The sequence below is a fragment of the Frederiksenia canicola genome (assembly GCF_011455495.1).
In the GTDB taxonomy this organism is placed as follows: Bacteria; Pseudomonadota; Gammaproteobacteria; order Enterobacterales; family Pasteurellaceae; genus Frederiksenia; species Frederiksenia canicola.
On record NZ_CP015029.1, the window covers coordinates 1,868,370 to 1,881,216 of the forward strand.

The 12,847-nt window shown below is 45.1% G+C and carries 8 protein-coding genes; 5 read left to right on the forward strand and 3 right to left on the reverse strand.

Features of this window, described 5'->3' with window-relative positions:
* Positions 1-394 precede the first annotated feature (394 nt).
* The 4 genes from sucA (at position 395) to sucD (ending at position 6,782) form a co-directional block, all read left to right on the forward strand.
* Positions 395-3,199: a 2-oxoglutarate dehydrogenase E1 component gene (sucA, locus tag A4G17_RS08960; RefSeq protein ID WP_123955930.1), complete on the forward strand. Its 2,805-nt coding sequence runs from the start codon at positions 395-397 to the stop codon at positions 3,197-3,199.
* A gap of 185 nt (positions 3,200-3,384) precedes the next feature.
* Positions 3,385-4,605, forward strand: a complete 1,221-nt coding sequence (gene odhB / locus A4G17_RS08965; protein WP_123955929.1) for a 2-oxoglutarate dehydrogenase complex dihydrolipoyllysine-residue succinyltransferase — start codon at positions 3,385-3,387, stop codon at positions 4,603-4,605.
* Between the two features lie 126 nt (positions 4,606-4,731).
* Positions 4,732-5,898, forward strand: a complete 1,167-nt coding sequence (gene sucC / locus A4G17_RS08970) for an ADP-forming succinate--CoA ligase subunit beta (RefSeq protein ID WP_123955928.1) — start codon at positions 4,732-4,734, stop codon at positions 5,896-5,898.
* Between the two features lie 11 nt (positions 5,899-5,909).
* Complete coding sequence (gene sucD, locus A4G17_RS08975) at positions 5,910-6,782, forward strand: succinate--CoA ligase subunit alpha (protein ID WP_123955927.1); 873 nt, start codon at positions 5,910-5,912, stop codon at positions 6,780-6,782.
* A gap of 71 nt (positions 6,783-6,853) precedes the next feature.
* On the opposite strand, the gene lysS is transcribed toward sucD, so the two are convergent.
* Positions 6,854-8,356: a lysine--tRNA ligase gene (gene lysS, locus A4G17_RS08980; RefSeq protein WP_123955926.1), complete on the reverse strand. Its 1,503-nt coding sequence runs from the start codon at positions 8,354-8,356 to the stop codon at positions 6,854-6,856.
* Positions 8,357-8,510: 154 nt separating this feature from the next.
* Here lysS and A4G17_RS08985 point away from each other — a divergent pair, with 154 nt between their 5' ends.
* Positions 8,511-9,272: an alpha/beta fold hydrolase gene (locus A4G17_RS08985; protein ID WP_123955925.1), complete on the forward strand. Its 762-nt coding sequence runs from the start codon at positions 8,511-8,513 to the stop codon at positions 9,270-9,272.
* 43 nt (positions 9,273-9,315) lie between these two features.
* Here the strand turns inward: A4G17_RS08985 and gyrB are convergent, their stop codons facing one another.
* Both gyrB and fdhE read right to left on the reverse strand, forming a co-directional pair.
* Positions 9,316-11,745, reverse strand: a complete 2,430-nt coding sequence (gene gyrB / locus A4G17_RS08990) for a DNA topoisomerase (ATP-hydrolyzing) subunit B (protein ID WP_123955924.1) — start codon at positions 11,743-11,745, stop codon at positions 9,316-9,318.
* Between the two features lie 157 nt (positions 11,746-11,902).
* Entirely contained in the window at positions 11,903-12,823 is a 921-nt protein-coding gene (gene fdhE / locus A4G17_RS08995) for a formate dehydrogenase accessory protein FdhE (RefSeq protein WP_123955923.1), read from the reverse strand.
* Between the last annotated feature and the right edge of the window lie 24 nt (positions 12,824-12,847).

The window sequence follows — 12,847 nt, forward strand, 5'->3', positions numbered from 1 at the left end:
TAAATATAATAAACACTATATATTGTGTTTTGTAGTTTTTTAATCTAAAAAAATTTGACAAAAATCAATGCAAATTCCCACGGTCGATAAGCTCGTTGAGAATCACCACGAAATCAACAAGATATAATTCGTACAAAAATCAACCAAACTATAATTTGCAAAATAGTTAAAGGAACTGACCGCTTGTCGAAGAAATCCCAAAAAAGATGTTACATTTTTGTGAAAAACTAGATCTACTTCACAGTTTTCCATTTTGATTTCAGGCATAATATCGCCTATTTGAATTATTGCTTTGTAAATAAGCAATCGTTTAGCTCCTTGTGCTTTTATGGCATCTAACTCGCTATAATTCACAGTGCATTTTATCGGTAAATACAATAAGGTTAGGTCTTGTATGCAACATAACACTTTTGATGAATTGCTTTCCTCAACGGCACTCGGTGGGGCGAATCAATCTTATGTTGAAGAAATTTATGAGCAGTATCTTGATGATCCTGCCAGTGTGGATGAGAGTTGGCAGGCAATCTTTGCTCAATTACCTCAGACAACGGCGGTAGAACAGCCGCATTCAACGGTGCGGGATTATTTCCGTCGCCTAGCTCGAGAAAACCGTGCTGAAGCGGTCACGGTCATTGACCCTGAAGCCAGTGCGAAATTGGTTAAAGTGATGCAATTCATCAACGCTTACCGTTTCCGTGGGCATTTAGAAGCCAATCTCGACCCGCTCAACTACTACCGTTGGAAAACCTCTCAAGTGCCTGAATTGAATTATCAATATCACGGCTTCACTGAAAAAGATTTAGACGAAACCTTTAATATCAACCGCTTTGTGTATAACAAAGAGATGATCAAACTCGGCGAACTTGCCGATGCCTTAAAAGAAACCTACTGCGGCAGCATTGGTCTTGAATTTATGCACATTCAAGATATGGCACAAAAAAACTGGTTACAGGCAAAAATGGAAAGTGTACTGAACAAGCCGCTTTTCACTAAAGAAGAAAAAATCAACCTATTACAAGAACTCACCGCTGCTGACGGTTTAGAACGCTATCTTGGTGCGAAATTCCCAGGGGCAAAACGTTTCTCACTTGAAGGTAGTGATGCCTTTATCCCGATGATGAAAGAGATCATTCGCCACGCAGGGCGTCAAGGAATGTCTGATGTCGTGATGGGAATGGCTCACCGTGGACGTTTAAATATGTTAGTAAACGTACTCGGCAAAAAACCAGCCGAATTATTTGATGAGTTTGCAGGCAAACATTCGGGCGACCGTACTGGCGATGTAAAATATCATCAAGGTTTCTCGTCTGACTTTGCGGTGGAAGATAAACAAGTTCACTTAGCCCTAGCCTTTAACCCATCTCATTTGGAAATCGTTAGCCCTGTGGTCATTGGTTCAGTGCGAGCTAGACAAAACCGTATTTACGATAAAGAGCATAACAAAGTACTCGCAATCACCGTTCACGGCGACTCTGCTGTGGCAGGACAAGGTGTGGTGCAAGAGACCTTGAATATGTCCAATGCCCGTGGTTACAAAGTCGGCGGTACGATTCGTATTGTGATCAACAACCAAATCGGCTTCACCACGTCTAACCCGAACGATACTCGTTCAACTGAATACTGTACCGATATTGCAAAAATGATCCAAGCCCCGATCATTCACGTGAACGGCGATGATCCTGAAGCGGTCGCTTTTGCTGCACGAATGGCGGTGGAATATCGTTGCTTGTTCAAACGCGATATTTTCATCGACTTAATCTCTTATCGCCGCCACGGTCATAACGAAGCCGATGAACCGTTAGCAACGCAACCGATGATGTACGGTATTATCAAAAAACACCCAACACCACGCAAAGTCTATGCCGATCGTTTGATTTCCGAAGGTGTCATTACTAGCGATCAAGAAATTGAGATGATGAATAACTACCGTGATGCGTTGGATAATGGTGATCGTGTGGTACCAGAATGGCGTGAAATGAATATGGCAGGCGTGGATTGGTTACAATATCTCAACTACGACTGGACTGATCCGTATGAAAGCACATTCCCACAAGAACGTTTCTTAGACATTGCCAAACGAGTTTGCGAATACCCAGAAAGCGTTCGTCCACACTCTCGCGTTGAGAAGATCTACGCTGATCGTCGTGAAATGTATAACGGCAATAAGTTGTTTGATTGGGGGATGGCGGAAACAATGGCGTATGCCACTCTCCTTGATGAAGGCACACACGTTCGCTTATCTGGGGAAGATGCAGGACGTGGCACCTTCTTCCACCGCCACGCCGTGATTCACAACCAAAATGACGGTACAGGCTATGTACCACTCACCCAATTACACAGCAACCAAGGACGTTTTGAAGTATGGGACTCCGTGCTTTCTGAAGAAGCCGTACTTGCCTTTGAATACGGCTATGCCACAACCGATCCGAAAACGCTCACCATTTGGGAAGCCCAATTCGGCGACTTCGCTAACGGGGCACAAATTGTAATCGACCAATTTATCAGCTCAGGTGAACAAAAATGGGGCAGAATGTGCGGTTTAGTCATGCTTCTGCCACACGGCTATGAAGGACAAGGCCCAGAGCACTCCTCCGCCCGTTTAGAGCGTTACTTACAGCTCTGTGCGGAACAAAATATGCAAGTCTGCATTCCGTCTACGCCAGCACAGGTTTACCATATGCTCCGCCGCCAAGCGATCCGCAAAATGCGTCGTCCGCTAGTGGCGATTTCGCCAAAATCACTACTCCGTCACCCACTGGCCGTTTCAACCCTTGATGAGTTAATCAATGGTGAGTTCCAAAACGTCATCGGTGAAATTGACGAACTCGATCCAAAAGGCGTAAAACGAGTGGTGCTTTGTTCTGGTAAAGTCTATTACGATCTCCTCGAACAACGCCGTGCCAACAGCCAAACCGATGTGGCAATTATCCGTCTCGAACAGCTTTATCCATATCCACACGATGATGTGAAAAAAGCACTCGAGCCATACGCCCACGTGACCGACTACGTTTGGTGCCAAGAAGAGCCACAGAACCAAGGCGCGTGGTATTGCAGTAAGCACAATTTTGAGGCGTCAATCCCAGACAATGCGAAACTCAAATATGCAGGTCGCCCAGCATCGGCATCTCCAGCCGTTGGCTATATGTCGCTCCACACCAAACAGCAGAAACAGCTGGTGGATGATGCATTAACACTTTAATGAAATAAAATTCTGCCCCGTTTGGGTTTACGCGTTGGCTTTGCCAACGTACCGAAGGAGAACTAAGCAAAACCGAAGGGGTACAAGCGGTGAGATTTCGCAAATTTTTTGCAAATCCCCTCCCCCGCCTAGAGCAGTACTTCCCCCCACAGGCGAGGCAGAATTGACAAAAAAAGGAAAATACTATGACTATCGAAATTCTTGTTCCCGATCTCCCTGAATCTGTTGCCGATGCAACTGTCGCAACTTGGCATAAAAAAGTCGGCGATGCCGTTAAACGTGATGAGGTGATCGTTGAAATCGAAACTGACAAAGTGGTGCTTGAAGTACCTGCCGCTCAAGACGGTGTAATTACCGAAATTCAGCAAGACACAGGGGCGACTGTTGTCAGCAAACAGGTGCTTGGCGTACTTTCTACTGCTCAAGCAGGTGATTTCAGTCAAGCGACCATTCAGCCTGCAAATGCAGAAACCCCAGCGGATCGCTACACAGCTTCTCTTGAGCCAGATAACAGTGCATCAGATGTACTCAGCCCTGCTGTTCGCAGAATGCTTGCAGAGCATAATGTCGATGCTTCGGAAGTAAAAGGCACCGGCGTAGGTGGCCGCATTACACGTGAAGATGTGGAAGCCGTTGTGGCGAAACGCAAAGTGGAAAAAGTGGCCGAGAAAGTAGAAAGCACGGTGAGTACCGTTGCTTATGCGGCTCGTAGCGAAAAACGTGTACCGATGACCCGCTTGCGTAAACGTATTGCTGAACGCTTACTTGAAGCAAAAAACACCACTGCAATGCTCACCACGTTCAACGAAGTGGATATGCAACCAATTATGCAACTGCGTAAACAGTACGGCGATAAGTTTGAGAAACAACACGGCGTGCGTTTAGGTTTTATGTCGTTTTATATCAAAGCCGTGGTCGAAGCGTTGAAACGTTACCCAGAAGTGAACGCCTCAATTGATGGCGACGATGTGGTTTATCACAACTATTTCGATGTGAGTATCGCCGTTTCCACCCCACGCGGCTTAGTGACCCCAGTGTTGCGTGACTGCGACAAACTATCAATGGCAGAAATTGAGAAACAGATCAAAGCCTTAGCGGAAAAAGGTCGTGATGGTAAATTGACCGTGGAAGATTTAACTGGCGGTAACTTCACCATCACCAATGGCGGCGTGTTCGGTTCATTGATGTCGACGCCAATCATCAATCCACCACAAAGTGCAATTTTAGGTATGCACGCGATTAAAGATCGCCCAGTTGCTGTGGACGGACAAGTGGTGATTCGACCAATGATGTATTTAGCTCTCAGCTACGACCACCGTTTAATCGATGGTCGTGAGTCTGTCGGCTTCTTGGTTGCCATTAAAGACCTACTTGAAGACCCAACTCGTTTATTGTTGGAAATTTAATCCATAGGGCGAAATCTTTTTCGCCCTCATTTTGGATTTGGGACAAATCATAGTTTGCCCCCATCAATCACAAGCGGTCAAATTCAAGCAATATTTTGCAAATTTACACACACATAGGAAACTACAATGAACCTACACGAATACCAAGCAAAACAAATTTTTGCAGAATACAAACTTCCTGTTGGCAAAGGCATTGCCTGTAAATCGGCAGATGAAGCGGCAGAAGCGATCAAACAGCTTGCGGGCGATGTTTGGGTGGCAAAATGCCAAGTGCACGCAGGCGGGCGTGGCAAAGCGGGAGGGGTAAAATTAGTTCGCAATGAGCAAGAAGTGCGTGCTTTTGCGGATCAATGGCTAGGCAAGCGTTTAGTCACTTTCCAAACCGATGCAAATGGTCAGCCTGTGAATACGATTTACATCGAAGAAGGCTGCGGTATTGAAAAAGAACTCTATCTCGGTGCGGTGCTTGATCGAGCATCACAACGTGTGGTGTTTATGGTATCAACCGAAGGTGGTGTGAATATCGAAGAAGTCGCAGAGAAAACCCCACATTTGCTACACAAAATGGCGATCGATCCACTTGTCGGTGGAATGGGCTACCAAGGGCGTGAATTGGCGTTTAAACTAGGTTTAAAAGGCGATCAAATCAAACAGTTCAGCCATATCTTTGTGCAAATGGCGAAAATGTTCGTAGAAAAAGATTTAGCTCTGCTCGAAGTGAATCCGCTTGTGATCACCAAAGACGGCAACCTACTTTGCTTAGATGCAAAAATGGTGGTAGATAGCAATGCGTTATATCGTCAGCCACAACTCAAAGCAATGCAAGATCCAAGCCAAGAAGATCCACGTGAAGCTTTAGCGGAAAGTCACCAGCTCAACTATGTAGCGTTAGATGGTAATATCGGCTGTATGGTAAATGGTGCAGGTTTAGCGATGGGAACAATGGACATCGTGAAATTGCACGGTGGTCAGCCTGCGAACTTCTTAGACGTAGGCGGTGGAGCAACAAAAGAACGTGTTGCTGAAGCATTCAAAATTATCTTATCCGACAGTGCCGTTAAAGCGGTATTGGTGAATATTTTCGGCGGTATCGTTCGTTGCGACTTAATCGCTGAAGGCATTATCGCCGCCGTAGATGAAGTGGGCGTAAACGTGCCTGTCGTGGTGCGTTTAGAAGGCAACAATGCACCACTTGGACGTGAAATTTTAGCGGAAAGTGGCTTGAACATTATCGCTGCGAACACTTTGACCGATGCGGCAATCCAAGCCGTTAACGCAGCAAACGGAAACTAAGGGGAATTCAAATGTCAATTTTAATCAACAAAGATACAAAAGTGATTTGCCAAGGTTTCACTGGCGGACAAGGCACATTCCATTCTGAACAAGCGTTAGCCTATGGCACAAAACTCGTCGGTGGCGTTTCACCAGGTAAAGGGGGCACAACCCATTTAGGTTTACCCGTTTTCAATACCGTGCGTGATGCCGTTGAAGCAACGGGTGCAACGGCTACTGTTATTTATGTCCCTGCAGCGGGCTGTAAAGATGCGATTTTAGAAGCCATTGATGCGGGTATTCAGCTGATAATCTGTATTACCGAAGGCATTCCGACTTTAGATATGCTGCAAGTGAAGCAGAAATTGAACGAAACAGGCGTGAGAATGATCGGTCCAAACTGCCCAGGTGTGATTACCCCTGAAGAGTGCAAAATCGGTATTATGCCTGGCAATATCCACAAAAAAGGCAAAATCGGCATCGTTTCCCGTTCAGGCACGTTGACCTACGAAGCCGTAAAACAGACCACCGACGAAGGTTTCGGTCAATCGACTTGTGTGGGTATCGGCGGCGACCCAATTCCAGGTTCAAACTTCATCGATATTTTGAAACTGTTCCAAGAAGATCCGCAAACAGAAGCCATTGTGATGATCGGTGAAATCGGCGGTTCGGCAGAAGAAGAAGCGGCAGCGTTCATCAAACAATATGTGACTAAACCGGTGGTAAGTTACATCGCTGGTGTCACCGCACCGAAAGGCAAACGTATGGGACACGCTGGAGCAATCATCAGCGGCGGCAAAGGTACTGCCGATGAGAAATTCGCAGCCCTTGAAGCGGCAGGTGTAAAAACCGTTCGCAGCCTTGCGGAAATTGGTTCAGCACTGAAAGCAGTATTAAATAAATAATCGCACGTCAGTTGCAAAAAATTAAGGGAAAGTGACCGCTTGTCACTTTCCCTTTTTTCATTCTGAATTCATTATTTCTGACGCATTGCTGGGAACAGAATCACATCACGAATAGACGGTGCGTTAGCAAAAATCATTGCCAAACGGTCGATACCTAACCCTTCGCCTGCGGTTGGTGGCAAGCCGTGTTCCAATGCGACTACAAAGTCGTCATCGTAGAACATTGCTTCATCATCACCCGCTTCTTTCGCTTCAACTTGAGCTTGGAAACGTTCTGCTTGATCTTCCGCATCGTTTAATTCAGAGAAACCGTTACCGATTTCACGACCGCCGATGAATAATTCAAAACGGTCAGTCACTTCTGGGTTTTCATCATTGCGGCGTGCAAGGGGTGAAATTTCCGCTGGGTGTGCCATTAAGAACGTTGGCTGAATCAATTGGTGCTCTGCCACTTCTTCAAAAATGGCGTTCACCACAGAGCCTAACCCCCACGATTTTTGGATCTCAATATGTAAACCTTTCGCAATTTCAACCGCTTTGTCGAAGTTGTCTAAGTCTTCACGTTTGATACCGTTGCCATATTTCACGATGGCATCGTGCATAGTGATACGTTCGAACGGTTTGCCAAAATCGAAGGTATATTCACCGTATGGCACATCCGTGGTGCCAAGAATATCTAAGGCTAAGCGGCGTAACAACTCTTCGGTGTTATCCATTAAATCGTGGTAGTCCGCATAGGCTTGGTAGTATTCGATCATCGTAAATTCAGGGTTGTGACGCACTGAAACGCCTTCGTTACGGAAGTTTCGGTTCAATTCAAACACACGTTCAAAACCACCAACCACAAGGCGTTTTAAGTAAAGTTCTGGGGCGATACGTAAGTACATATCAACGTCTAATGCGTTGTGATGAGTGATAAACGGTTTTGCCGCTGCACCACCTGGAATCACTTGCAACATTGGGGTTTCAACTTCAATAAAGCCTTTTTCTAAGAAGAATTGACGAATGCCTGAAACCACTTTTGAGCGGATTACAAAAGTGCGACGAGACTCTTCATTCGCAATCAAATCTAAATAACGCTGACGGTAGCGAGTTTCTTGGTCGGTCAAGCCTTTGTATTTGTCTGGCAATGGACGCAACGCTTTAGTAAGTAGCTCCAATTCGCTGGCTCGCACAGTTAATTCGCCCGTTTTGGTTTTGAAAAGCGTGCCTTTCACGCCCACAATATCGCCTAAATCCAACATTCCCACCGTGTTTTCATATTCACCTTCTGGCAAATTATCACGGGCAACATAAAGTTGAATTTTACCGCTGACATCTTGAATCGTGATGAAAGTCGCTTTCCCCATCGCACGACGCAACATAATACGCCCTGCCACCACCGCAGGAGTTTCTTTCGCTTTAAGTGCTTCACCCTCCATCTCACCATAGGTTTTATGTAAATCATCGGCTAAATTTTCACGACGGAATGTATTTGGGAACGGATTTCCTCTCTCACGCAGTTGGTTTAATTTCTCACGACGAGCAAGCATTTCACCGTTGAGATCAAGTTCTTGGTTTTCTTGTTCAGACATCTTATTACCTTAAAAATTTTTAAATGAATTCGGCTCATAAAGGGCGAGATTATAAGCGATTTTGAATGTTTTTGGTAGGAATGAAACAACATAAAACCAGTATGATAAAATAAATAATCTCTGTATTTCCATTATTGTTAATCAACATAATCAAATGAAAGAATTTTACTCAAAAATTGCGAATTGTCGTATTAGGTACCACGACTTTGCAGGCAATGGTGTTCCCTGCATTTTTATACATGGTTTAGGTTGTGCAAGTTCTTATGAATACCCTGATGTCATTATTCATCAAAACTTCATTCCAAGAGCAATACTTATTGATCGTGTTGGCAGTGGATTTAGTGAACGCCCACTTAGCTTTAGCTATACCACAACGATGCATGCTAAAGTTATTATAGAGCTCATTGAGCATTTATCATTAGATGAATTCTGGTTATATGGACATAGTATGGGTGGAAGTATTGCCATTGAAGTCGCCACGATGAAGCCTGATAACCTTTTAGGGCTCATTGTATCAGAGCCTAATTTCCATGCAGGCGGTGGGTTCTTCAGCCGAAAAATTATTGAACATGATGAAGAAACGTTTATTTCTACCGTTTATAGCAAAATGCTTGAAGAAGAAAAAAGTCTTTGGGCTGGCAGCTTATTAAGTAATGCCCCTTGGGCACTATGGAGAAGTGCTAAAAGTCTGGTTGACGGAGTAACACCAAGCTGGATGTCACAATTTATGAGTGTAGAAGCCCCCAAACTACTCATTTTTGGAGAGCATTCACTCCCCGATGGTGATTTTTCTAATTTATCCGCTCAAGGAGTTGAAACGATGATTGTCAATAATGCAGGGCATTCGATGTCTTGGGAAAATCCAGCCTCACTCGCAGACTGCATAAGCCGTTTTATAAAAAGTAAAACAAAATAGCCATAAAAAAGCCTCGAAAATTCGAGGCTTTGTTTTATTCAGATTAAATATCCAAATTCGCATATAACGCATTGCTTTCGATGAAATCACGGCGAGGTTCAACTTCATCCCCCATTAAGGTGGTGAAGAGTTTATCGGCAGCAATCGCATCGGTGATGGTCACTTGCAACATTTTGCGAGCGACTGGATCCATCGTGGTTTCCCAAAGTTGTTCTGGGTTCATCTCGCCTAATCCTTTATAACGCTGAATGGTTAAGCCTTTGCGAGACTCTTTCACTAACCAGTCAATGGCTTCAGCAAAGCTGTTGATCGGCTGTTTGCGTTCACCACGCATCACATAGGCGGTTGGCTCAAGTAAATCACGCAGTTGGTCTGCCAGTTTAGTCATTCGAACGTATTCATTGCTGGCGATAAAGTTGAAATCAAGGGTATAAGTGGTATCAATACCGTGAGTGGTTACAATCACTTGTGGCTCGTAAATATGGCGTTCTGTATTGAACTGCACCGCGGCCTGATAACCGCTGCCACTGATCTCTTTTTCGACCAACATTTCAACCAGACGATGGCTCCAAGCGGTCACATTCTCTTGATTTTTTGCAAATTCCGCCGACAACGCTGGCTGATAAAGTAATTCATTTAAGATCGCCATTGGGTAACGACGAACCAAACGTTCAAACAATTTTTGTACACCGTTGTATTCTGCAATCAAGTTCTCTAATGCGACACCGCTCAAGGCTGGGGCATTTTCGCTAACGTATAACGCTGCACCGTCCAAGGCAATCGCTAATTCATATTGCGTCATTTCTTCGTTGTCTTGGATATATTTTTCTTGCTTGCCTTTTTTCACTTTGTACAGCGGTGGCTGAGCAATATAAACGTAACCACGCTCGATCAACTCTGGCATTTGACGGTAGAAGAAAGTTAGCAACAAGGTACGAATATGTGCACCGTCCACGTCTGCATCGGTCATAATGATGATTTTGTGGTAACGCAGTTTTTCGATATTATATTCATCACGCCCGATGCCCGCACCAAGAGCGGTAATTAATGTGGCAACTTCTTGTGAAGAAAGCATTTTGTCGAAGCGAGCTTTTTCTACGTTCAAAATTTTGCCCTTGAGTGGCAAAATCGCTTGGTTTTTACGGTCTCGCCCTTGTTTTGCCGAACCACCTGCAGAGTCGCCCTCTACTAAGTAAAGCTCCGATAAGGCCGGATCTTTTTCCTGACAATCTGCGAGTTTACCTGGCAATCCACCTAAATCTAATGCCCCTTTACGGCGGGTCATTTCACGGGCTTTGCGAGCCGCTTCTCTCGCTCGTGCTGCATCAATAATTTTGGTGACGATATTTTGTGCATCGTTCGGGTTTTCCAATAAATAGGTTTGCAACGCATCATTCATTGAGCTTTCAACGGCTGGACGCACCTCGGACGACACTAATTTGTCTTTGGTTTGGGAAGAAAATTTTGGATCAGGCACTTTGACTGACACCACCGCCACCAAGCCTTCACGGGCATCATCACCTGACGCATCAATGTTGGCGTCGGCTTTTTTGATCTTGCCACTTGAATCCATATAGTTTTTCAACGCACGGGTTAATGCCCCACGGAAGCCCGCCAAGTGCGTCCCGCCATCACGCTGTGGAATGTTGTTAGTGAAGCAGTACACATTTTCATTGTAGCTGTCGTTCCACTGCAACGACACTTCCACGCCGATGCCGTCTTTTTCAGTAGATAAATAGAATGGCGTTGGATGAATTGGCGTTTTGCCTTCGTTGAGGTATTCCACATAGGAACGAATGCCACCTTCGTATTTGAAATGCTCTTCTTTTCCTTCACGTTCATCCACTAATTTAATTGACACCCCCGAGTTTAAAAAAGATAACTCACGCAAGCGTTTAGATAAAATTTTGTATTCAAAATCAGTTTTGTTTTTGAAGATCTCAAGGCTCGGCCAGAAACGCACCATTGTGCCAGTTTTGTCCGTCTCACCAATGACCGCTAACGGTGCATCGGGTTCGCCCAAGCTATAAAATTGTTCGTGGACTTTACCTTCACGGCGAATCGTCAGTTGCAACTTAGACGAAAGGGCATTCACTACCGACACGCCCACACCGTGCAAACCGCCTGAAACTTTATAGGAGTTATCATCAAATTTACCGCCAGCGTGCAGCACGGTCATGATCACTTCTGCCGCCGAAACGCCTTCTTCTGGGTGAATACCGACTGGAATGCCACGCCCGTCATCTTGGACGGAAACGGAATTATCCGAATGAATGGTGACGACAATCTCATTACAATGCCCTGCTAATGCTTCATCGATAGCGTTATCCACCACTTCAAACACCATATGGTGCAACCCTGTGCCGTCGTCCGTATCACCGATATACATACCCGGACGTTTACGCACCGCATCCAGCCCACGTAAGACTTTAATACTCGAAGAATCATAGCTATTTTGGTTTTGTTCAGACATTGTCATTCCTTTATAAAAGCGGTGGCATTTAAGCCAAAAAATTGGCGAGATTATAGCAGAAAAATGGCTATTGGGGGGAATTAGAACGGCTACAAGCGGTCAGTTTCGGCGAATTTTTTGCAAGTAAAAGGGCGTGTGTGACACGCCCAAATAGGCGTTACTCGACTTGAAATAAAAACGGATTGATCCCGCTTCTCGCCAAGCCTTTTTGTTCCATTTCAGCATCTAAGAACAATGAACCAAGATCGTCTGCAACGGCTTCAACGTGCGGATCTTTTTCTTGATACATTACTTTTAAATAGCTTTCGCAGTCGCCACAGCTTTCGGCTTTCACTGCAGCCTCGGCACTGTCTAAACTCCAATATTCCAACTTGCCCGTTTGTTCACAGTTGGAACATTTCGCTCGCACCACGTTCCACTCGCTTTCGCAGAGAGAGCAATGCAAATAGCGTAGCCCTTGACTATCACCAAAATGGACGACGCTCGCCACAGGGGCAGAATCGCACACAGGGCAAGTATGGCGATGCTCACCGTATTCTGTTTGGCTGTTGCGTGGCAACTGTTGAGCAAGCTGCACCCAATAAAGCGATAACACCGCCCATAAAAATACCGCCTTATCAGCACCAACCTCTTCAAAACGCTCGTTTAACAAGGCATCAGCCAGCTGCTCAAGTTCAGAATTGGAAGCTTTCTCGAGCCATTCCAATGTGGCTTGCACCTCACCCGCAACACGTGGCTTACATTTCTCGACAAAAGCGAATAGAAGCACTCTCCACTCTGGTGAACGTATAAATTGTTTAGCACTCAGTGGTTTTTGGTTTGGGTTGTTGGTAATACAAACGGTCAGATCCTCGGAAATATTTGCAATTGGCTGACTTTCTAACAGTTCCAACTGAATATCCACCAATTGTGCCGCAAAATCTAAATAATCACCAAAGGGATTATTCTCCGCTAATTGGCGTAGCCGCTTAGCACGGCGTTGATAAAGATTTTTGGGGTTAGCAAAAAGGAGCGGTGGATGTTGGAATGAACTCGCTGCTTGTTTGATTTCGTTATCGGGTAGAATTCGGATACTCATAATACTTTGCTATCAAGTTGTTAG

Coding starts and splice junctions, on each gene's coding strand:
- A4G17_RS08985 (WP_123955925.1), top strand. CDS start 8,511: ATGAAAGAATTTTACTCAAAAATTGCGAATTGTCGTATTAGGTACCAC.
- lysS (WP_123955926.1), bottom strand. CDS start 8,356: ATGTCTGAACAAGAAAACCAAGAACTTGATCTCAACGGTGAAATGCTT.
- gyrB (WP_123955924.1), bottom strand. CDS start 11,745: ATGTCTGAACAAAACCAAAATAGCTATGATTCTTCGAGTATTAAAGTC.
- sucD (WP_123955927.1), top strand. CDS start 5,910: ATGTCAATTTTAATCAACAAAGATACAAAAGTGATTTGCCAAGGTTTC.
- odhB (WP_123955929.1), top strand. CDS start 3,385: ATGACTATCGAAATTCTTGTTCCCGATCTCCCTGAATCTGTTGCCGAT.
- sucC (WP_123955928.1), top strand. CDS start 4,732: ATGAACCTACACGAATACCAAGCAAAACAAATTTTTGCAGAATACAAA.
- fdhE (WP_123955923.1), bottom strand. CDS start 12,823: ATGAGTATCCGAATTCTACCCGATAACGAAATCAAACAAGCAGCGAGT.
- sucA (WP_123955930.1), top strand. CDS start 395: ATGCAACATAACACTTTTGATGAATTGCTTTCCTCAACGGCACTCGGT.